The following is an 18436-nucleotide window of genomic DNA, read 5'->3' as shown; positions in this document are numbered from 1 at the left end:
GTTCTCTGCCTGGTCACGGCTTGTCGCCCGTGACGCGATCGATGGCGTCGGTCAGCCGTTCCCGCTCCCGGTTGATCCACTGACCTCCCGGATAGTTCTGGAGGAACGCCTCGACGAACTCCACGGGGTTCTCCCCGACGATTTCGCGGATCGGGGTTCCGTTCGCCGCGCTCTGTTCGAACAGGTCGGCGAGGTCCTCGTACATCGAGGCTGCGTCGGCGCTGTCCCCCGGCCCGAAGTGCATCAGGTACCGCTCCAGGGCTTCGACCGCCGTGCGATAGTCCTCGGGAAGCTGTCTGATGCGCGCCTTGTACTGCCGGTAGCGCTTCTTGTCCTCGAGCGATCCTGTGACCACCTCCAGGTACTGGCGGTAGCGGCTCTTCGGCTCGTTCGACCCTGTTTCCATGTCTAGTTGCCTCCTTCGTGGAGCTGTTCGAGCCGTTCTGCGAGGAAGCTCCAGTTCCTCCAGAACTCTTCGAGATATTCACGTCCCTGAGCGTTCAGGGAGTACACCTTGCGTGGCGGCCCCTTCTCGGACGGGACCTTCTCCACGTCGACGAGACCGCGCCGCTCGATCCTGACGAGCAGGGCATAGACGGTGCCCTCGGCGATGTCGGAGAAGCCCTGGTCCCGCAACCACGCCGTGATCTCGTAGCCGTACGCGGGCCGGCCGGACAAGATCGCGAGGACGATGCCCTCCAGCGTTCCCTTGAGCATCTCCGTCAGCTGCTTGCTCATGGGACACCCCCTTCAGCTACTTAATGTCGCTGACTACTGGTACAAAGTAACACTGACTACCGGTACATAGCAACACTAAATAGCTGAGACGTGAGACCGGCCCGCGAGCGTGTGACCTGATCGCCGCTCGCGAGCGGGCCCGCCGCCCCTCAGGAGAGAAGGGGCCGCGTCAGCGCGCCGAAGACCGCGATCCCCGGCCTCGCCGACGCGGACACGACGGGAGCGCCGGCGACCACGAGCACGGCCGCGAGCGGCGCGATCACTGAACCGTTCATGGTGTCCACCATCGCCGACCGCCCTGATACCGGGCCGTCGCCGTGCTGACACGGCCGCTGACGCGACACCGCGTCAGGTCCGACCGTCGCCGGATCTCCGCCGGCCTGGAGCGCCGCCTGGTGCGGCCTTCGTCACCGACCCCTTCGGGGGCGCCGGGTGGATTCGCGGCTGACCAGGTATTCGCGCAGCCTTGGTCATGTCGCCTCCCGGCGAGATCGAACGTCGCGTTGAAGTTTGCGTGGCACGTCAGGCACTGCTCTTTCGGGATGATCCCCTGCGCTTTTGGACCGTCTTGGATGAGGCCACCATCCGCCGTGCCGTAGAGGATCCCGTCGTGATGCGGTCCCAGCTCAAGCGACTCCTTGAGGTAACCGACCTGCCCAACATCACCGTGCAAGTGCTTCCGTTCGCAGCCGGAGCCCACACAGCCACAGGCGGTGCGTTCCACATCCTGGAGTTTCCCGGGTTCGCTGACCCCGATGTGGTCTTCGTGGAGAACCTGGGAGGCAACCTGTACGTGGAGCGCGAAGCGGATGTTTACCGTTATACGGTGGCGTTCGACCACCTGCGCGCCAAGGCGTTGGATCCCGATGATTCCCGACGTTTTATCGCGAAGGCGGTTGCCCAGCTTGGCTGATCCTTGTGAGGGGAAATGGAATGGCCGAGCTAGACCTGTCCCGGTTCGCGTGGCGGAAGAGCTCCCTCAGCGGAAACGGCCCAGACTGTGTCGAGGTCGCCTCGCTGAACGCGGGGCGCGTCGGCGTCCGGGACAGCAAGGACCGAAGTGGTCCCGCTCTGATCTTCGCAGCTACTGAGTGGCATGCCTTCATCGGCCGCATTAGGAGCGGCGGATTCGACGATCTAGCTATTTGATCCCGCAACGAGACCGGTCTGGAGACCGGGGTGAAACATGCGGTCTGGAGCCCGTGCTTACCGTTCGTGCTGGTGAAGGCGACGGAGTGCTCGATCGTGAGAGATGTTCTCTTACTGGTCTGGGTCAGCGATCTCGATGATGTGCAGCGGCGCGTCCAGGGTGCTCGACAGCCACGCCCACTTGGAGGCGTTGAGCGTGAGGATCGGGCAGATCGCCACGTCAGCGATCGCGGCCGCGTGGGCGTCGAACGAGTTGAGCTCGGTTGGCGACATGAGATCTACCATGGCGGCGAGTTTCGCGGCCTGGGGGATGCCGTCAAGCGGAGCAACGGTGGTGCGTTCGAACGCGGCCAGGCCGGTGAGGAGCGCCTGTGCGTCCGGGAGGCCCCGGCTGTCGAGCAAGGCGCCGGCCACCGTGAGGGACGGGATGACCAGGGAGTGACCTGCCCGGTCGAAGTCCTGTAGGAAGCCGATCAGATCGGCGTCGCCGCGGGCGACATCGACGAGGACGCTGGAGTCGAGGATGTAGGGGGTGGGGGTGAAGTCACTCACCGGGCGCCGCCGGGAACCCCTGCTCGGCGAGTTGGAGGTTCACGTGCCGCCGCATGCGCGCCACCCGGTCGGGGTCGGCGCTGCGGGCGCGTTCCCGCAGGAGGGCTAGGCCGTGCTGGTCGGCGATGCGTTTGGCGGCGACGGAGTCGTTGAAGACGGCGGCGACGCTGGTTGCTTTGCCGGTGGCAACCAGGTGTTCGGCGTATCTGGCGACGTCGGGGTCGACGGTGATCGTTATTCGTTCCTTCTTCTCTCCGCTCATACTCGTCATCATACTCAAATGGTGTTGGCTGGGCAGGAGAAACCCCGCCGGCCGCAATGAGACCGGTCCGGAGACCGGGGTGAAACCGGAGCTCCTTCATGATCTCCGGCACGTTGGCCGGGATGCCGAAATGAGGCCGGTTTGGAGACCGGGGCGAAACGTTCGCGAGCTGGCTTTATGGCCAAGAGTAACCAGGCTAAATCGACGAGGCGTCCGGGTAGGAAAGTCCGCTTTCTCAAGGACGCAGAGTGGAGGCACGGCTGACGAGGTGCCAGGTGACCTCGGTGTCCCGGTCGGCCGGGGTGAGGTGGCCGAGGGCGGTACGGGCGCAGCGGGCGCCCTGGTCGCGAAGGGACTGGGCGACGGTGGTGAGCCCGGCGGGTGCGGCGGCGTCGGAGTCGTCCCAGCCGCTGAGGGTGAGGTCGCCGGGCACGGTCAGGCCCAGGCGGGTGGCGGCGCGCAGGGCGCCGAGGGCCAGCTCGTCGCTCATCGCGGCGATCGCGTCGCAGGCGTGCGGGCCGGTGAGCAGCTCGGCCGCGAGTGCCTCGGCCTCCCTTGCGCTGTTGGTGGAGCAGACGGCCACGCGGACCCGTGACCAGTCGCCGCCGGTCTCGGCCCAGGCGTCGCGGTAGCCGCGCAGGCGCCGGCGGGTGACCCGGAAGGTCGAGGCGTCCGGATCGATCCCGCCCGGAGGCAGGGTGCCGGACCCGGCGGGCGCGGCGTCGTCCAGGGGCGCGCCGGAGGTGACGCCGGACAGCCTCGCGCGGTCGAGGGGGAAGCTCAGCACCCCGGGCCGCCGCGCCCCCGCGAAGACCTCGCGGCCGACGGCCGCCGCCGCGGCGCGGTCGTCGGCGGCGACGAAGGAGAGGCCGTCGCGGCGCGGGCCCCCGTGGACCACGGCCGGCAGGCCGGTGGCGGAGATGGCGTCGATGACGGGGTCGTCGTCGGCGGTCGTCCAGACCACGAAGGCGTCGACGGCCGCCTCGGTGACCCGGTCGACGTCGGAGGGGCTTCCGGTGACGGGGACGAGCGTGAGCGCCATGCCGTGGTCGGCGCAGACCTGCGCGACGCCGGACAGGAAGCGGGTCGCCTGCGGGTCGTCGAAGGCGTAGGTGAGGTGCTCGCCGAGGACGACGCCCAGGTTGCCGGTCCGGCCGCTGCGCAGCGAGCGCGCGCCGGGGTGCGGGCCCGGGTAGCCGAGGCGCTCGGCGGCCTCGCGGACCTTGGCCCGCGCCTCGTCGGAGACCCGGCCCGGCCGGCCGTAGGCGTACGAGACGGTCATCACCGACACCCCTGCCGCGCGGGCGACCTCGGCCATGGTCACCCGGCGTCGCGCCGCCCGTCCGCTCATGGGCTGAGGATAGCTGTGTATCGATACACAGCTGATTTGTGTATCGTTACACATATGTCAGGAGGAATGGGCGGAGTCCAGGCACGTACCGCTTATATGGGGTTCGCCGCGTTCGGTGCTTTCTGGGGAGTGTGGGGTGCCTCGGTGCCCGCGATCCGTGCTCAGGCGCAGCTGAGCGACGGGCAGCTGGGCACGGCGCTGCTGTTCGTCGGGGCGGGGGCGCTGCCCGCGATGCTCGTCACCGGCAGGGCGGTCGACCGCTGGGGGCTCCGGGTGGCCGCGTTCCTGCTGGTGACGCTCGGCGCGGTGGGGGCGCTGGTGGCCGTGGCCGGGCGCGACTTCTGGAGCCTTTCGGCGGGGCTGGCGCTGCTCGGCGCCTCCTCGGGGGCGGCCGACGTCGCGATCAACTCGGCGGCGGCCTCGGCGGAGCGGACGTCCGGCCGGCCGGTCATCACCCGCGCGCACGGCACCTTCTCCGCCATGGTGGTGGCCGGCAGCCTCTCCACCGGGCTGCTGCTCGGCGGGTTGGGCCTGCCGGTCGTCGTGCCGTTCCTGCTGGTCGCGGGGGCCGCGGCCGGCGCGGCCCTCAGCGTGTCGGCCGACCGGCGGGCCGCCTCGGCCATCGGGAGGACCGTCCCGGACGCGGCGGGGGCCGCCCGAGGCGGCGAGCGGCAGGGGCGCCGAGGACACCGGGGACATGCCGTGCGCCTGTTCCCGCTGCTCGTGGTCGGCGGCCTGGGCGCGCTCGCCTTCGCGGTGGAGAACGCCCACCAGAGCTGGGGCGCGGTCTACCTGGCCGACGTGGCCGGCGCGGGTCCCGCGCTCGCCGCGGCGGGGCCGGCGGTCTTCGCCGCCGTCGTCGCCCTCACCCGTTTCGCGGCCGGCGCGGTCGGCTCCCGGCACGCCGCGGCCGTGCTCGTCTGCGGCGCCGCGACGGCCGCCGCCGGGACCGCGCTGGTGTCCGTCGCGACGGCCGTCCCGGCGGTCCTGCTGGGACTGGCCCTGGCCGCCGCCGGCACGGCGGTGCTCTTCCCCATGCTGATGGGTGTCGTCGCGGCACACGTGGGCGAGGCGGCGAGGGGGAGGGCGACGTCCGTGGTCACCACCGTGGCCTACCTGGGGTTCCTCGCCGGTCCTGTCTACGTCGGGCGCTGGGCCGAGGCGACCGGCCTTTCAGGGGCGATGGTGGCCGTCGCCGCGCTGGCCGCCGCCCTCGCGGCCCTGTCCTGGCCCGCACTGCGATCGGCCGTCCGCACCGGCTCCCCGTGGGACCGCGGTGACCTTCACCATGCGGAGAAGATCAGCGGCCGAACCTCATGACGCCCATCTGGCCCCTGCCGGTTCGCCCCCGTTAACTTTCGATCTGCCGAGATTTCGAGGTGCCGGATGGCGCTCAGAAGTTCTGCTCCGGCGCTGTCGTGCACCCCATCCGGTCGTCCGCCCGCCGGAGCCTGGTCGCCCGTTTCCGGATCAGGCTCCGGCATGACGCCGTCACTGGGCGCCGGCGGCCGGGCGTATCACGATCTCGTTGACGTCGACCTCGGGGGGTCGGCCGATCGCGAAGGCGATGGCATCCGCGATCGCCTCGGCCGGGATGGTCACCGACCGGTAGGTCTTCATGGCCTCGCGGGCCACCGGGTCCGAGATGGAGTCGGCCAGCTCGGACTCGGTGACGCCGGGGGAGACGACGCTTACCCGGATGTCGCCCGCGGACTCCTGGCGCAGCCCCTCGGAGATCGCGCGCACCGCGAACTTGGTGGCGCAGTACACCGCGGCGGTCGGCGACACCTCGTAGGCGCCGACCGAGGCGATGTTCACGAAGTGCCCGCCGCCCTGCTCCCGCATGACCGGCAGGGCGGCGGCGATGCCGTGCAGTACCCCGCGGACGTTCACGTCGATCATCCGGTCCCACTCGTCGACCTTCAGTTCCGCGAGTGGTGACAGCGGCATCACGCCGGCGTTGTTGACCATCACGTCCAGACGCCCGTACCGCTCCCGCGCGGCGGCCACGAAGGTCCGCACGTCAGCGGCTTCGGTGACGTCCAGCCGCCGGAACGAGGCGCTGCCACCGTCGGCGATGATCTTCGCCGTCAACTGTTCCAGCCGGTCCGTACGCCGCGCGCCGAGGAGGAGGTGATGGCCGTCGGCGGCCAGGCGGAGCGCGGTCGCCTCGCCGATCCCGCTGCTCGCCCCGGTGACCGCGATGATCTTGGCCGATGCCCTCATGCCTGCTCCTTCTCCCGGTACAGCACGAGGTGCTCGTGGTAGAGCACGCCGTCGCGGATGTCACCCGTGGCGGTGAACCCGGTGTCGTCGACGTAGTCCAGATGGCTGCCGGTCACCGTGTACCGGCCGGTGTACGCGCTGCGCCGACCGCCGCGTGCCTCGTCGTACCGGCCGTCCGCTCGCAGCTCCTGGCGGATGTGGCCGTCCGCGGTCACCCACATGCCGGCCACGTCCACCTTCCCGTCATCGGTGGTTCTCGTCATGCTCTTCTCCCTCACATGGTGATCTGTCCTTCGTCACCGAGTCTGGGCTGAGTGCGGACCGTCAACCAGGGCGCTCGCCGCCTGGGTGCGACACACCCGGGCAGGCCGCTGTCCACCCGCCTAGCCTGGGGATATGGCCAACAATGAGCTGGGAGACTTTCTGCGCGCACGCCGTTCGGGCCTGCAGCCAGAAGACGTCGGCATGGCGACCTACGGGGTCCGCAGGGTCGCCGGACTGCGGCGCGAGGAGGTCGCCGTTCTGGCCGGCATGAACGCCGACTACTACACCCGCCTGGAACAGGGGCGCGAACGCCATCCCTCCCCCCAGGTGCTCGACGCGCTCAGCCGTGCCCTGCACCTGGATGTCGACGCCCGCGCGCACCTGTACCGGCTGGCGGGCGCCGCGCCGGATGAGCGGCCAGGGCAGATCCTGGACACGGTCAGTCCCGCACTGCGTCAGCTGATGGACGGCTACCCGAACACTCCCGCGTTCGTCATCAACCGCACCCTGGACATCCTCGCCGCCAACGCGCTGGCCGACGCTCTGTTCTCACCCTTCGAGCCCGCCGACAACCTGGCCCGGATGGCCTTCCTCGACCCCGCCGGGCGGCACTTCTACACCCGCTGGAACTGGGCCGCCCAGGCCACCGTGGCCAATCTGAGGCAGGCGGCCGGCTTCGACCCCGGGCATCCCCGGCTCCGCGAGCTCGTACGGACCCTGACCGAGCGGAGCGGCGAGTTCGCGACCCTGTGGAGCGCGCACGACGTGCGGGGCAAGACCCGGGACGCGAAACACCTCATGCACCCGGACGTCGGCCCCTTGGTCCTTACCTATCAGGCCTTCGACGTGCGCGACGCGCCCGGCCAGCAGCTGATCATCTACCACGCAGAACCCGGTAGTCCCAGCGCCCAGGCGCTCACCCTGCTCGGCAGCATCGGTGCCTCCCGGCGACAGACCCTGGGGCGTTCGGCCGATTGACCCGCGGTCTCGGCCGGAGAGAGGCCGGGTTCGGACGACGGCGGTTCGTGGCATAAGGTAAATGGCTGTCGCGTTCCACAGGGACGCACACGATGACCGCTCGGCGGCCGCGCAAGCGGTATCAACCCCGGTCGAAGCCCGCCACCCCGGTGGGCTCCCGAACCGGGCGGAGTCTCCGTCTGGATGATGGACGGAGAGATGTTGACCTCGTACGTCGCCGTGCTCGGCTCGCCCGGAGCCTGGCGCTTCCTGCTTCCCGCCTTCGTCGCGCGCCTTCCGAACGCGATGCTCCAGCTCGGCGTGCTGCTGCTCGTGCACTGGTCCACCGGCTCGTACGGCGCGGCCGGGGTCGCCGCCGCCGTGGCCGCGGTGGCGCCCGCGCTGGTCGGCCCGCGCACCGGGCGGCTCGCCGACCGGTACGGCCAGGCGAGGGTGCTGGTCCCGCAGGTCGTCGTGCACGCCGTCGCGCTGGGCGCCCTGCTCGTGCTCGCCTCGGTGCACGCCTCCGCGGTCTCGCTGGTGGTCGTCTCGGCGCTGGCCGGGGCGACGATGCCGCAGGTCGGCTCGATGGTCCGCGCCCGCTGGGCGCACGTGCTCGGCGGGTCGGGCAGGCTGGACACGGCCTTCGCCCTCGAATCCATCACCGACGAGCTGACCTTCACCCTCGCCCCGGTGCTGCTCGTGGCCATCTCGACCGGGTTCTCACCGGTGTGGGCACTGTCGGTGGCGCTGGTGATGGTCGTGGTGGGGACGCTCGCGTTCGCCGGGGTCCGCAGGGGTGCCCCCGAACCGATGCCGGTCCTGGTCCGTTCCCAGCGCGGGGTGCTGCGGCTGCGCGGGGTGGCCGTGCTCGCGCTGGCCTTCGTCGCCCTCGGCACCGTCTTCGGCAGCCTCCAGGTCGGCGTCACCTCCTACACCGCGGCCCTCGGCCAGGCCGGCGCCGCCGGACCGGTCTACGCGAGCTTCTCCGGCGCCAGCTTCGTCGGGGGCATCCTCTACGGCGTGGTCCGCTGGCGGATCGGCGCCCCGGTCAGGCTGGTCGCCGCCTTCGGCCTGCTCTCCGCGGCCACCGTCGCCCTGACGCTCGCCGGATCGGTCCCGCTGCTGTACGCCGGGGCCGCCGTGGCCGGGTTCGTCATCGCCCCGGCCGTCATCACCGGCTACACCCTGGTCGAGGGCCTCATCCCGGCAGAGGTCAGGACCGAGGCCTTCACCTGGCTCAACGGCTCCGTCGGCGTGGGCATCGCCGCGGGCGCGGCCGTCGCGGGCCAGCTCGTGGACCGCTTCGGCGCGGCGTTCGCCTTCCTCGTCCCCCCGGTCACCACCGGTCTGGCCGCCCTGCTCGTGCTGGTCTTCCTGCGCCGCCTGCGGCCGGGTGCCGGCCGCGTCCCGGCGCGCGACCTGGTCGCCACGGGCTGAGAAGCACCGGGCTGGGAGGTCAACCACCCGTCAGCCGTGTCGCCGATCTGCCGGGACGGTACAGCCAGGTCATGTCCGACGAATCCGGCGGCGTTGTCAGAACGGCCGGACACGCCCAGTATGGGGATCTTCTATGCTCCGTACTCCGCGTGTTGCGGGGCAACGGGCACGACGACGAACGGACACCGGTGACATACACACTCCAGGAAGTCGGGACGAACGGGCCGCGTGCGCTGCCCGGAGAGCTGGTGGCGACATGAGCGGCCTTGGGAGGTGGAGCCTCGGTATCGGCGTCGGGCTCCTGGTCGTGGCCGTGCTGTGCAGGGCGCTGAACCTGATCCCGGTCACGGTGATCACCGGCCTCCTGGGCCTGATCGCGCTCGGCATGGCGGGGTACGACGCGCTCTACGAATGGCAGGGCCGGGTCAACCTGCGCCGTCGGGCAGCCAGGGCCCACCGGGAACGTGAAGGCCGCCAGGGCCGCTGAACCGCGGTGCGGGACCCACGCGGGCTGGTACAAATGCGGCATGAGCGAATCAGTCGGGTATCCCCCGCAGCCGAACGTGCCGTCGGCCCGGCGTGTCCGCAGCCGGACGTACCGCGTGTGGGCCCGCGCCCTCCTGTGGACGCCGATCGCGCTCACGGTGGCCGGTGTCGTCCTCGGCCTGGGGCTGTTCGCGGCCGCTGACGCCGACCCGGCGTACGGTTCGTCCGCGCTCGGCTATCTCGGAATCTTCATGTGGGGCGGCCTCGCGGTCCTGTCGCCGGTCCTGCTCGGGTCGTTCGTCGCCGGGCTGGTCATGCTGATCCGCGCGCGCGGCTGAGGTCGCGGCAGGACACGGCTCCGCCTCGACATGCTCCGTGGAGCGTGCCCGGTAACCGGGCGACGGCGGTCGACGCCGGGCCACCGCGAAGCGGATGCCGCGGTGGCCCGGACGGGGACGAGGTACCGCGGGGAGGGGCGCGGTGGCCGGAAGAGGGATCAGGCGCCGGCGGCCTGGCGGGCGCGGCGGGCCTCGCGGCGCTCGACGAAGCGGGAGGCGGTGGTCTCCAGCTTGCCGAGGAAGTCGGAGAGCTCCTCGCGGGCCTTCTCGCCCTCGGCGCCGAGGTTCTTCATGTTGAACACGTCCCACTGGCGCAGGACCGGCTGCAGGACGTCGTCGATGTGCAGGCGCAGGTCGTAGATTCCCGCGTTGGCGATGGTCATGGCCTTGCGGGTGAAGCCCTCGATGCCGGTTCCCGGCATCTGGAAGGTGGTGACGACGTCGGTCACGGCGCGCATCGTCTGGTCGGGGGCGAGCTGGAAGGCCGCGTCGAGCAGGTTGCGGTAGAAGAGCATGTGCAGGTTCTCGTCGGCGGCGATCCTGGCGAGCAGCCGCTCGCAGTTCGGGTCCTCGGAGGCCTTGCCGGTGTTGCGGTGCGAGATGCGGGTGGCGAGCTCCTGGAAGGAGACGTACGCCACCGAGGCGAGCACGCCCTCGTAGGAGTTGGTGAAGCCCTCGCTCATGTGCACCATCCGGGCCCGCTCCAGCGCGACCGGGTCGACCGCGCGGGTGACCGTCAGGTAGTCGCGGATGGCGGTGCCGTGGCGGCCCTCCTCGGCGGTCCAGCGGTGCACCCAGGTGCCCCACGCCGCGTCGCGGCCCAGGGTCGTGGCGATCTCGTGGTGGTAGCTGGGGAGGTTGTCCTCGGTCAGCAGGTTGACGATGAGGGAGATGCGGGCTTCCTCGGGAATCTTGGTGTCGGTCTCGACCCAGGCGTCCCCGCCGTAGAGGCCGTCGTAGTTCCGTCCCTCCGACCAGGGGACGTACTCGTGCGGGAACCACTCCTTGGCCACCTTGTGGTGCCGGTCCAGTTCCCCCGCGACGACAGGCTCAAGCTCGAGCAGCAGCTCGGTCTCACTGAACTCTCGCATCAGGTTTCTCCCTCGAAGACTACGCAACCGTAACCTACGTTAGCGTAGGTAAGACGTGATGGGTACGTGCCGCATGTCTCATTTACTCGCTCGTGGGCGATTCAAGGGAGTCCCTTCGCCGTCAGCCGAGACCGATCGGCTGCCGAGGATGCCGGGTGCCGTCCGGACCCGGCCGGTGAGGACGGCGCGCGCCGTCCGGGCCCGGCTGGGCGGGGACCGTCATGCCCCGTTCCCGCATCGCGGACCGGTGACCGGCCACGCCGTCGCGGTGCCCAGGCCAGAGGGCGGCCAGGAGGATCAGCGTCATCTCGGAGAGCACCAGCAGCCGTTCCACCAGGCCGTAGTGGTCGGCGCCGTCGATCAGGTCCGAGACGAGCGAGCCCGGGTGGGCGGCCAGGAACCAGGCGAGGAACACCACCGACAGGACGGAGACCGCCGCCAGCGGCCCGTTTCCCGACCGGCGGCCGAGCATCCACCCCGCGCAGGGCAGTGCGGTGAAGACCACGGCCGCCGACCAGCGGTGGATCTCCCCGGCGATCGAGACGACGCCGGGCGCCGCGTCGGTGGGGAACGCGGCGGTGAGAAGGAGTCCCAGCGCCGCGGCCACGAACAACGCGCGCGAGGCGGCACCGCGCACCGGCGCCACCCGGGCCAGCAGGTACGCGACCCAGAGACAGCCCATGGCCAGGGCGATCGTGCCGCCCACCATGGCCCAGGCGCTGTCGTCGCGCAGCGCGTAGTCGCTGATCAGGCCGTTCAACGGGTCCACCGTGTCGGCCGCGACCAGGTGCGCGTAGCCCATCGCGGCCAGGGCGAGCAGCGGCCCGGCCACGCCGGGCCAGCGGGACGGCGGGCCCTCGTTCACCGCGCCACCTCCCGGTGTGCCGCTTCGGAGCTCATCGCGCCACCTCCCGGCGGGCCGCCTCGAAGTCAGGTCCCACCTCCCGGCGGGCCGTCTCGAAGTCCGGTCCCGTCTCCCGGCGGATCGTTTCGAACCTCATCGCGCGACCTCCTGGTAGATCCGCTCGAACCTGGCCAGGGAGGCCTGGTGGTCGTGGGTCAGCGCGATGGCGCGGCTCGCGGCGCCCATCGCGGCACGCGTCCCGGGGGAGGCGAGCAGGGCGCCCAGGTGCCGGGCCAGTTCCCGCACGTCGCCGGGCCGGAACAGGTGGCCGTTCTCGCCGGGCCGTACCAGGTGCGGCAGGGCCATCGCGTCCGCGGCGACGACCGGCAGGCCGCTGGCCATGGCCTCCAGCGTGGCGATGCTCTGCAGCTCCGCGACGCCCGGCATGGCGAAGACGTCACCGGCGGCGTACACCTGGGGCAGCGTCTCGTCGGGGACGAACCCGAGGAAGGACACCCGGTCCCCGACCCCGATCCGGTCGGCCAGCCTGGCGAGCGCGGCCCGCTGCCCGCCGGTTCCGGCCAGCGCGATCTGCGCGTCGGTGTGGACGAGCACGTGCGGCAGGGCCCGGACGAGCTCGTCCAGCCGCTTCTCCTCGTCCAGCCGGCCGACGAACACGATCGTGTCCCGGTCGGGCAGGCCGAAGGCCCTGCGGGCCCACGCCTTCGGTTCGGCGCGCGGCTGGAACCTCGCCAGGTCGATGCCGCAGGAGATGGGCTCCACCGGCGGGCCGAAGCCCTTGCCCGTGAGCAGCCCGGCCGCGATCTCGGTGGGCGTGGTGACGCGGTCGGCCCTGGAGAAGACGCGGTTGAAGTCCTTCCAGGCCAGCGCGCCCGCCCTCTCTCGGAGCCGTCCGGGGATGTGCGCGAACTGGAAGAGGTTGTCCGGCATGAAGTGGTTGGTCGCCACGACCGGGACGCCGGCGCGCCGGGAGGCGGAGATCGCCGCGCGGCCGACGACGAAGTGCGCCTGCACGTGGACCACGTCCGGGGCGATCCTGTCGATCAGCCGGTCCAGCCGGGCCGGCACCGCGACCCGCATGGTGGGGTGGACCAGCACCGGCGCCGAGCGCAGCCGGTGCACGGTCACCCCGTCCATCTGCTCGGTCCTGGCCGGTCCCTCGTCCGAGGCGCACACCACGTGGACCTCGTTTCCCCGCTCGGCCAGGCCCTGGGCGAGCCGGTGGGCGAAGTAGGCGGCGCCGTTCACGTCCGGCGGGTAGGTGTCCGCCCCGATCAGCACCCGGCGGGCCCGGGTGGCGAGGAGGGCGGGGGCCCGCATGGGGGCGTACAGGGGGGCGGTGGCCGGCATGACCATCGGTGCTCCGTTCATCGTGCTGTCACGTCAGGTGAGGGGGACATCGGGGTGGTACGGGCCAGCGCGACGGTTCCGGCTGCGGTGAGCGCGGCCGCCGCCAGCGCGGTGAGCGTGCTCGCCGCGCCGGTCGGCAGGGGCTCGCCGAGCAGGAGGGCACCGAAGGCGACGGCGGTGAGGGGATCGGCCACCTGCAGGGCGGCGAACGCCACGCCGAAGTGGCCGACGGCGTAGGCGCGCTGGAGCAGCGCCAGCGCGATCACGGCGGGCATCGGGACGGCGAACAGGAACCACGGCTCCCAGTCGCCGTCGACCAGGACGCGGGTGAGCGTGGCGGTCGCGCCGTACAGCACGCCCGCGCCCGTGGCGAGCAGGCAGGCCCGTGCGGCGGGGGAGGCCCGCCTGGCGAGGGTCCACAGCGCCAGGGCGGCGGTGGCCGTCCCCGCGAGCAGGACCACCGCCTCCCCGGTGCTGAGGTGGGGGTTCCCGCTGTGCTCGGGCACGACCAGCACCAGGCCGATCAGCCCGATGGCGATCACCGCCGCCGAGGCCAGCTCACCTGGCCGCGGCCTGCGGCGTCGCAGGGCCGCGGCACACGGCAGGGCGAACAGGAGGCTGGCCACACCCATCGGCTGCACCAGGGTGAGCGGGCCGTATTTCAGCGCGACGATGTGCAGGGCCGTGCCGCCCGCGATGGACAGGCCGCCGAGCAGCCACCGGGGGCGCCTGACCAGGTACCCGAGACCGGCGCGGGACGTGCTCGCCGCCTCGAACTGCTGCAGAGCGGCACCGAGTGCGAAGAACAGGGATCCCAGCAACGCCAGGCCGGCCGCCAGCACGGTCATGCACACTCCTTCCAAGCAGATGAAGACATGGCGAGATGACCGGATCGCCTCGTGGAGGCGTCCGTTGAGGGGTTCGAGGTGAACAGTCGAAGCGTCCCGCGCGGGGAGGTGCCGGAGCCATAGGGGTTCACCCTGACTTCGCAGGGAATTCCCCGAGATTCGCGTCGGGGCTGTTGACCTGCTGGCTTCTCTTATCGTAGTTTCTCGGGCATGGATCTCGTGGGCGCCTGGCGCCTGGTCGAGTGGCGGATCGCCGGTGCCGACGGGCGGGTCTCGCACCCCTTCGGCACGGACGCGGTGGGCCTGCTCTGCTATACCCCCGACGGCCACATGAGCGCGACGATCGCGCGGGCCGGGCGCGCCCCGCTGCCCGGCACCAGCCCGAGGCAGGCGCCCCCGGAGGCGCTGGCCGAGGCGTTCACGTCGTTCTTCGCCTACGCGGGCCGCTACGAGGTCCGCGACGGCCACGTCGCCCATGACGTCGAGGTGGCGCTCAACCCTGCCTTCGCGGGCACCGTCCAGGTCCGCGAGCTGAACGCCGACGGTGACCGGCTGGTCCTGGCGGCCGGCGAGGGCGGCCGGTGGCACACCCTGATCTGGAGGCGGTCGTGAACGTCGTGCTTTCGGTACGGATCCGGAGGCGGTCGTGAACTCCGAGCGTTCGGCACGGCTCGCGCGGGCGGTCGAGGCCAGGCGCACCAGGGAGAGCTGGAACGCCTACCCTGACGCGCCCTCCCGCCACCCCGGGGGCGAGGCCGCGCGGGAGGCCGGGCGCAAGGCCCACGAGTCCCGCCTCGGCGGCCGGTTCGACCTGCCGGAACACCCCGGTTCCCACGCCGTCGCCCGGGGTGAGGTCTCGCCCTACACCGGCGAGCCGCTGGGCGTCGCCTACCCGGTCGCGAGCGCCGACGAGGTCTACCGGGCCGCCCTGGCCGCCTGGCCCGCCTGGCGCGACGCCACCCCCGAGACCAGGACGGACCTCTGCCTGGCCGCCTGCGACCGGATCTACGAGCGATCCTTCGAGTTCGTGCCCGCCACCATGCACACCGCCGGTCAGAGCGCGGCGATGAGCTTCACCGGCAGCGGCACGAACGCCCTCGACCGGGGGGTCGAGGCGATCGCCGCCGCCTGGTCGGCGATGGAGCGGGTCACCCCGTACGCGACCTGGACCCGCGGCTTCGGCACCTCCGAGCTCAGCCTGGACAAGCGCTACCGGATCGTGCCGCGCGGCGTCGCGGTCGTCGTCACCTGCGCGAGCTTCCCCGCCTGGAACGCCTACCCGGCGATCTTCGCCAACCTCGCCACCGGCAACCCGGTGATCGTCAAGCCGCACCCCACCGCGGTGCTGCCGATGGCGCTGGCGGTCGCCGCCTGCCGGGAGGTCCTCGCCGGGGCAGGGTTCGACCCCGGCCTGGTCACCCTGGCCGTCGACACCGCCGAGGCGCCGATCGCCAAGGAACTGATCGGCCATCCCGCCTGCCGGATCGTCGACTTCACCGGCAGCGCCGCGTTCGGCGCCTGGGTGGAGGCGAACGCCTTCCCCGCGATCTCCTACACCGAGACCTCGGGACTCAACGCGGTCGTGCTCGACTCCGCCGACGACCTCGCGCCCGTGCTGCGGGCCGTCGCCGGGTCGCTCTGCCTGTTCTCCGCGCAGATGTGCACCAGCCCGCAGAACATCTTCGTGCCCCGCGCCGGGGTGCGGACCTCCTCGGGAACGGTCTCCTTCGAGGAGGTCGGCGAGGCCTTGGCGGAGGCCGTACGGCAGATCTCCACCGTGCCCAGGCGGGCGGCCTCCGTGCTGGCGGCCATCCAGTCGCCCGCCACGCTCGCCCTGCTCGACGAGCTGCGCGGCCGGGGTGGCGTGCTCCTGGACGCCGCGCCGTACGAGCACCCGGAGTTCCCCGCGGCGCGCACCAGCGGTCCGCTGCTGCTCGCCACCGAGGACCCGGCGGTCTACGGCGAGGAGCGCTTCGGGCCGGTCGCCTTCCTCGTCCCCGCCGAGGACCGGGAGGCCGCGCTAAGGACCGCCTCCGCCGACGCCAGGGACAAGGGCGCGATCACCGCCTTCTGCTACTCGGTCGACGAGGACTTCGTCGGCCGGGCCGAGGACGCCTTCGCCCTCGCGGGCGCCGCGCTCACCTCCAACCTCACCGGCCCGATGCCGCTCAACTTCTCCGCCGCCTACAGCGACTACCACGTCAGCGGGCTCAATCCGGCGGGGAACGCCTCCCTCACCGACGACGCCTTCGTGTCCGGGCGCTTCCGCGTCACGCAGTCGCGCCGCCCGGCCGTCAGTCACCGGAGGTGACCAGTTCCGCCTCCGGCGCGGAACGGCGGCGGAGGTAGCGGACGGCCTCGACCACGACGGTGACCGCCAGGGCGATGCCGAGACCGAGCAGCAGGCCCTTGATCGGGTCGTGCTCGAAGGCCGCGCCGCCCACGTAGCCGATCACTCCCGAGTAGACCGCCCAGGTCACCGCGGCGAGGGCGTCGAAGAGGGCGAACGAGCGCCGGGGATAGGCGACCGCGCCCATGGTCAGGGTGCAGGCGGTCCGGCCGCCGGGAATGTAGCGGGCCACCACGAGGACCAGCCCGCCCCGCTCGGCCAGCGCCCGCTCCGCCCAGGCGAACGCCTTGCGGCTGCGCCTGCCGTTGCGCAGCCGGTCGTTGGTGGTACGCCCGATGGCGTACGAGATGTGGTCGCCCGCGAACGCGCCCAGCGCGGCCACCACGATCACCAGGAGCAGGTCGGGCGCGCCGGTGGCGGCGGCGAACACCCCGGCCGTGATGACGGACGTCTCCGCCGGGACCACGGGGAAGAAACCGTCGAGCAGCGCCAGCGCGAACAGCGCCAGGTAGATCCATGGAGATGTCATCACATCGTGCAGGACGTCGAGGATGGCCTGTGTCACGTCGGGCTCCAGCCGGGGGGTCGCGAATGTCTCACGCAGCACGCTGGCGGCCCGGTGACTCTCAGGGCATCCGGGAGGAACCCCGGTGTTCTCGGATCACATCCCTGAGATCACCGGGGGTCCGTCCCGCCGACTCCGGAAACCGGGCGGAGCCGGTCACCTCGCTCGAACGGCCTGAGCCGCCCCCTCCAGGAGGGGGCGGCTCAGTTGAGCTGCCAGATGGCGAGATTCAGCGCGGCCGCGTACGTCACCCAGAGCAGGTAGGGCACCAGCAGCCAGGCGGCCGGGCGGCTGATCCGCCGGAACATGACGATGTTGAGCACGATCGCGAGCCAGAGGACGACGATCTCCGCGAACGCCAGGCCGTACTGGTCGGCGCCGAAGAACAGCGGTGTCCAGGCGGTGTTGAGGACCAGCTGAAGCGCGTAGACGCCGAGTGCCGGTGTCAGGCCGCGCGCCGACCAGGCGAGCCAGCCGGACAGGGCGATCATGACGTACAGGACCGTCCAGGCCGGGCCGAACAGCCACTGCGGCGGTGCCCAGGGCGGCCGCTCCAGCGACAGGTACTCGCCGCCGGCGTCGACGGCCGACAGCGATCCCACCACCGCCACCAGCACGAGCGCGACGGCGAAGACGGGCAGCCCTGCCCAGCGTTTCGGTTGACGCGCGATGACCATGGAAACCTCCCTGCCCCCTTCTTCGCGGATCTACCGCGCCGCGGTTTCCCCCGTACGGGGGCGCCGTATCCTCGCCGGGCCCGGTGCGGTAGCTCCGGGGTTTCCCGGCGCGGGGGGTTCAGGGCGCGGGGGGTTCAGGCGGGCGGGGCGGCGATGGCCGGGGTGGCGACCGGGTCGTAGTGCAGGCGGCGCAGCATCCGGCGGAAGGCGTACAGGGAGAAGGCCACCGCCAGGCCGCTGATCACGGCCACGGCCGTGGTGCGGACCAGCAGGTAGGTGCCGATCGACTCGTGCAGCAGGAGCCAGATGCTCACCGCGGAGTTGGCCAGCAGCACGAAGGCCCACAGCAGGGTGATGCGCGCGAAGAACCGGCGGACCCGCTCGTGTTTCAGCACCGCCGAGGGCAGGTGGATGTAGTCGAGGGTCAGCTTCTGCACCAGCGGGCGGTTGAACCGCACCGAGGCGAGGAAGACCATGCTGATGCAGATCGTCCCGAGCTCCGGCTGGAGGAAGTAGATCACCGCGCTCCCGGTCCAGAACCCCAGCAGCGCCCTTACGGTGATCGCGATGATGGCGAGGATCATCGTGCCGGGCACGGGGATCCGCCGGACCAGCCGCCACCCCACCCCCGCGTACACCCAGGTGACCGCCGCGATCAGCGCGCCCTTCAGACCGAGGAGGGCGAGCGCGGCGTAGAAGACGGCGAGGGGGGCGACGACGCCCTCCAGCAGCTTCGGCGCCGCCTGCCTGGCGAGAGCGGTGAGGCGGGGGAAGACGATGGGCTGGTGGCTCATGACGCTCCACGGGCTGGTGCGGTGGCAGGCGCTGGGCGTTCACGCCTACCCCGGCATGACACAAGCATGTCAGGCCGTCGCGAGGGGTTGCGGAGAGGATTGCTTCCGGTCTTCACCGGCCACTCACCGTACC

24 protein-coding genes are annotated in these 18436 nt (G+C 71.6%); 9 read left to right on the top strand and 15 right to left on the bottom strand.

The annotated features are described in order from the left end of the window. Positions 1-13: 13 nt before the first annotated feature. From ACTOQ2_RS37370 to ACTOQ2_RS37360, 3 genes are all read right to left on the bottom strand, one after another. A complete protein-coding gene (locus ACTOQ2_RS37370; RefSeq protein WP_440105702.1) occupies positions 14-406 on the bottom strand; it encodes a DUF1048 domain-containing protein in 393 nt (130 codons plus the stop codon). A gap of 2 nt (positions 407-408) precedes the next feature. Beyond that, complete coding sequence (locus ACTOQ2_RS37365) at positions 409-738, bottom strand: PadR family transcriptional regulator (protein ID WP_362698131.1); 330 nt, start codon at positions 736-738, stop codon at positions 409-411. Between the two features lie 149 nt (positions 739-887). Next, positions 888-1013 carry a hypothetical protein gene (locus tag ACTOQ2_RS37360; protein WP_440105701.1) on the bottom strand — a complete coding sequence of 42 codons (126 nt, stop codon included), beginning with the start codon at positions 1011-1013 and terminating at the stop codon, positions 888-890. 197 nt (positions 1014-1210) lie between these two features. Here ACTOQ2_RS37360 and ACTOQ2_RS37355 point away from each other — a divergent pair, with 197 nt between their 5' ends. Together ACTOQ2_RS37355 and ACTOQ2_RS37350 are read left to right on the top strand one after the other, a co-directional pair. Continuing rightward, positions 1211-1651: a DUF5753 domain-containing protein gene (locus ACTOQ2_RS37355; RefSeq protein ID WP_440105699.1), complete on the top strand. Its 441-nt coding sequence runs from the start codon at positions 1211-1213 to the stop codon at positions 1649-1651. Between the two features lie 20 nt (positions 1652-1671). Then, the gene (locus ACTOQ2_RS37350; protein ID WP_440105698.1) at positions 1672-1887 is read left to right on the top strand and encodes a DUF397 domain-containing protein; all 216 of its coding nucleotides are present in this window, start codon (positions 1672-1674) and stop codon (positions 1885-1887) included. A gap of 111 nt (positions 1888-1998) precedes the next feature. Here the strand turns inward: ACTOQ2_RS37350 and ACTOQ2_RS37345 are convergent, their stop codons facing one another. The 3 genes from ACTOQ2_RS37345 to ACTOQ2_RS37335 all read right to left on the bottom strand — a co-directional run bounded on the left by ACTOQ2_RS37345 (position 1999) and on the right by ACTOQ2_RS37335 (position 4052). Further along, positions 1999-2439: a hypothetical protein gene (locus ACTOQ2_RS37345; RefSeq protein ID WP_440105697.1), complete on the bottom strand. Its 441-nt coding sequence runs from the start codon at positions 2437-2439 to the stop codon at positions 1999-2001. Continuing rightward, positions 2432-2701 (bottom strand): hypothetical protein, encoded by a 270-nt coding sequence (locus ACTOQ2_RS37340; protein WP_362698125.1) that lies wholly within the window; start codon positions 2699-2701, stop codon positions 2432-2434. Before ACTOQ2_RS37340 ends, ACTOQ2_RS37345 begins: the two co-directional genes overlap by 8 nt. A gap of 235 nt (positions 2702-2936) precedes the next feature. Continuing rightward, positions 2937-4052, bottom strand: a complete 1116-nt coding sequence (locus tag ACTOQ2_RS37335) for a LacI family DNA-binding transcriptional regulator (RefSeq protein WP_440105696.1) — start codon at positions 4050-4052, stop codon at positions 2937-2939. Between the two features lie 54 nt (positions 4053-4106). On the opposite strand from ACTOQ2_RS37335, the gene ACTOQ2_RS37330 reads away from it, so the two are divergent. After that, positions 4107-5372 carry an MFS transporter gene (locus tag ACTOQ2_RS37330; protein WP_440105695.1) on the top strand — a complete coding sequence of 422 codons (1266 nt, stop codon included), beginning with the start codon at positions 4107-4109 and terminating at the stop codon, positions 5370-5372. 171 nt (positions 5373-5543) lie between these two features. On the opposite strand, the gene ACTOQ2_RS37325 is transcribed toward ACTOQ2_RS37330, so the two are convergent. Further along, positions 5544-6278 (bottom strand): SDR family oxidoreductase, encoded by a 735-nt coding sequence (locus ACTOQ2_RS37325; RefSeq protein WP_440105694.1) that lies wholly within the window; start codon positions 6276-6278, stop codon positions 5544-5546. Beyond that, positions 6275-6541: an Atu4866 domain-containing protein gene (locus ACTOQ2_RS37320; protein ID WP_362698110.1), complete on the bottom strand. Its 267-nt coding sequence runs from the start codon at positions 6539-6541 to the stop codon at positions 6275-6277. Before ACTOQ2_RS37320 ends, ACTOQ2_RS37325 begins: the two co-directional genes overlap by 4 nt. A 133-nt stretch (positions 6542-6674) precedes the next feature. Here ACTOQ2_RS37320 and ACTOQ2_RS37315 point away from each other — a divergent pair, with 133 nt between their 5' ends. The 4 genes from ACTOQ2_RS37315 to ACTOQ2_RS37300 all read left to right on the top strand — a co-directional run bounded on the left by ACTOQ2_RS37315 (position 6675) and on the right by ACTOQ2_RS37300 (position 9763). Then, positions 6675-7520 carry a helix-turn-helix transcriptional regulator gene (locus ACTOQ2_RS37315; protein ID WP_440105693.1) on the top strand — a complete coding sequence of 282 codons (846 nt, stop codon included), beginning with the start codon at positions 6675-6677 and terminating at the stop codon, positions 7518-7520. Between the two features lie 198 nt (positions 7521-7718). Next, positions 7719-8939 (top strand): MFS transporter, encoded by a 1221-nt coding sequence (locus ACTOQ2_RS37310; protein ID WP_440105692.1) that lies wholly within the window; start codon positions 7719-7721, stop codon positions 8937-8939. 256 nt (positions 8940-9195) lie between these two features. Beyond that, positions 9196-9426 carry a hypothetical protein gene (locus tag ACTOQ2_RS37305; protein WP_440105691.1) on the top strand — a complete coding sequence of 77 codons (231 nt, stop codon included), beginning with the start codon at positions 9196-9198 and terminating at the stop codon, positions 9424-9426. Between the two features lie 40 nt (positions 9427-9466). Next, a complete protein-coding gene (locus tag ACTOQ2_RS37300; RefSeq protein WP_440105690.1) occupies positions 9467-9763 on the top strand; it encodes a hypothetical protein in 297 nt (98 codons plus the stop codon). A 158-nt stretch (positions 9764-9921) separates the two neighbouring features. Here ACTOQ2_RS37300 and ACTOQ2_RS37295 read toward each other — a convergent pair whose 3' ends face one another. The 4 genes from ACTOQ2_RS37295 to ACTOQ2_RS37280 form a co-directional block, all read right to left on the bottom strand. Further along, positions 9922-10854 (bottom strand): acyl-ACP desaturase, encoded by a 933-nt coding sequence (locus ACTOQ2_RS37295; RefSeq protein WP_440105689.1) that lies wholly within the window; start codon positions 10852-10854, stop codon positions 9922-9924. A gap of 121 nt (positions 10855-10975) precedes the next feature. Beyond that, positions 10976-11719: a DUF998 domain-containing protein gene (locus ACTOQ2_RS37290; protein WP_440105687.1), complete on the bottom strand. Its 744-nt coding sequence runs from the start codon at positions 11717-11719 to the stop codon at positions 10976-10978. Positions 11720-11851: 132 nt separating this feature from the next. Next, positions 11852-13039 carry a glycosyltransferase gene (locus tag ACTOQ2_RS37285; RefSeq protein WP_440105760.1) on the bottom strand — a complete coding sequence of 396 codons (1188 nt, stop codon included), beginning with the start codon at positions 13037-13039 and terminating at the stop codon, positions 11852-11854. Positions 13040-13086: 47 nt separating this feature from the next. Beyond that, positions 13087-13917, bottom strand: coding sequence for a DMT family transporter (locus ACTOQ2_RS37280; protein WP_440105686.1), 831 nt, complete (start codon positions 13915-13917; stop codon positions 13087-13089). 210 nt (positions 13918-14127) lie between these two features. On the opposite strand from ACTOQ2_RS37280, the gene ACTOQ2_RS37275 reads away from it, so the two are divergent. Both ACTOQ2_RS37275 and paaN read left to right on the top strand, forming a co-directional pair. Beyond that, positions 14128-14529 (top strand): lipocalin-like domain-containing protein, encoded by a 402-nt coding sequence (locus tag ACTOQ2_RS37275; protein WP_440073129.1) that lies wholly within the window; start codon positions 14128-14130, stop codon positions 14527-14529. 34 nt (positions 14530-14563) lie between these two features. Beyond that, positions 14564-16228, top strand: coding sequence for a phenylacetic acid degradation protein PaaN (paaN, locus tag ACTOQ2_RS37270; protein ID WP_440105684.1), 1665 nt, complete (start codon positions 14564-14566; stop codon positions 16226-16228). Here paaN and ACTOQ2_RS37265 read toward each other — a convergent pair. From ACTOQ2_RS37265 to ACTOQ2_RS37255, 3 genes are all read right to left on the bottom strand, one after another. Continuing rightward, complete coding sequence (locus ACTOQ2_RS37265; protein WP_440105682.1) at positions 16212-16832, bottom strand: DedA family protein; 621 nt, start codon at positions 16830-16832, stop codon at positions 16212-16214. The two genes, paaN and ACTOQ2_RS37265, sit on opposite strands and share 17 nt — an antisense overlap. A 203-nt stretch (positions 16833-17035) precedes the next feature. Continuing rightward, positions 17036-17509, bottom strand: a complete 474-nt coding sequence (locus tag ACTOQ2_RS37260) for a TspO/MBR family protein (protein WP_440105680.1) — start codon at positions 17507-17509, stop codon at positions 17036-17038. A gap of 134 nt (positions 17510-17643) precedes the next feature. Beyond that, positions 17644-18303 carry a VC0807 family protein gene (locus ACTOQ2_RS37255; RefSeq protein ID WP_440105678.1) on the bottom strand — a complete coding sequence of 220 codons (660 nt, stop codon included), beginning with the start codon at positions 18301-18303 and terminating at the stop codon, positions 17644-17646. Positions 18304-18436 lie beyond the last annotated feature (133 nt).

Source organism: Streptosporangium sp. H16, assembly GCF_051918855.1.
GTDB lineage: Bacteria > Actinomycetota > Actinomycetes > Streptosporangiales > Streptosporangiaceae > Streptosporangium.
Note: the sequence above shows the minus strand (reverse complement) of the source record. Positions and strands in the feature narration are given on the sequence as shown.

Bases quoted from the DNA above. Each gene is read 5' to 3' on its own strand.
- ACTOQ2_RS37370 (WP_440105702.1), bottom strand. From the start codon at position 406: ATGGAAACAGGGTCGAACGAGCCGAAGAGCCGCTACCGCCAGTACCTG.
- ACTOQ2_RS37365 (WP_362698131.1), bottom strand. From the start codon at position 738: ATGAGCAAGCAGCTGACGGAGATGCTCAAGGGAACGCTGGAGGGCATC.
- ACTOQ2_RS37360 (WP_440105701.1), bottom strand. From the start codon at position 1,013: ATGAACGGTTCAGTGATCGCGCCGCTCGCGGCCGTGCTCGTGGTCGCC.
- ACTOQ2_RS37355 (WP_440105699.1), top strand. From the start codon at position 1,211: ATGTCGCCTCCCGGCGAGATCGAACGTCGCGTTGAAGTTTGCGTGGCA.
- ACTOQ2_RS37350 (WP_440105698.1), top strand. From the start codon at position 1,672: ATGGCCGAGCTAGACCTGTCCCGGTTCGCGTGGCGGAAGAGCTCCCTC.
- ACTOQ2_RS37340 (WP_362698125.1), bottom strand. From the start codon at position 2,701: ATGAGCGGAGAGAAGAAGGAACGAATAACGATCACCGTCGACCCCGAC.
- ACTOQ2_RS37335 (WP_440105696.1), bottom strand. From the start codon at position 4,052: ATGAGCGGACGGGCGGCGCGACGCCGGGTGACCATGGCCGAGGTCGCC.
- ACTOQ2_RS37330 (WP_440105695.1), top strand. From the start codon at position 4,107: ATGTCAGGAGGAATGGGCGGAGTCCAGGCACGTACCGCTTATATGGGG.
- ACTOQ2_RS37325 (WP_440105694.1), bottom strand. From the start codon at position 6,278: ATGAGGGCATCGGCCAAGATCATCGCGGTCACCGGGGCGAGCAGCGGG.
- ACTOQ2_RS37320 (WP_362698110.1), bottom strand. From the start codon at position 6,541: ATGACGAGAACCACCGATGACGGGAAGGTGGACGTGGCCGGCATGTGG.
- ACTOQ2_RS37315 (WP_440105693.1), top strand. From the start codon at position 6,675: ATGGCCAACAATGAGCTGGGAGACTTTCTGCGCGCACGCCGTTCGGGC.
- ACTOQ2_RS37310 (WP_440105692.1), top strand. From the start codon at position 7,719: ATGTTGACCTCGTACGTCGCCGTGCTCGGCTCGCCCGGAGCCTGGCGC.
- ACTOQ2_RS37305 (WP_440105691.1), top strand. From the start codon at position 9,196: ATGAGCGGCCTTGGGAGGTGGAGCCTCGGTATCGGCGTCGGGCTCCTG.
- ACTOQ2_RS37300 (WP_440105690.1), top strand. From the start codon at position 9,467: ATGAGCGAATCAGTCGGGTATCCCCCGCAGCCGAACGTGCCGTCGGCC.
- ACTOQ2_RS37295 (WP_440105689.1), bottom strand. From the start codon at position 10,854: ATGCGAGAGTTCAGTGAGACCGAGCTGCTGCTCGAGCTTGAGCCTGTC.
- ACTOQ2_RS37285 (WP_440105760.1), bottom strand. From the start codon at position 13,039: ATGCGGGCCCCCGCCCTCCTCGCCACCCGGGCCCGCCGGGTGCTGATC.
- ACTOQ2_RS37280 (WP_440105686.1), bottom strand. From the start codon at position 13,917: ATGACCGTGCTGGCGGCCGGCCTGGCGTTGCTGGGATCCCTGTTCTTC.
- ACTOQ2_RS37275 (WP_440073129.1), top strand. From the start codon at position 14,128: ATGGATCTCGTGGGCGCCTGGCGCCTGGTCGAGTGGCGGATCGCCGGT.
- ACTOQ2_RS37260 (WP_440105680.1), bottom strand. From the start codon at position 17,509: ATGGTCATCGCGCGTCAACCGAAACGCTGGGCAGGGCTGCCCGTCTTC.
- ACTOQ2_RS37255 (WP_440105678.1), bottom strand. From the start codon at position 18,303: ATGAGCCACCAGCCCATCGTCTTCCCCCGCCTCACCGCTCTCGCCAGG.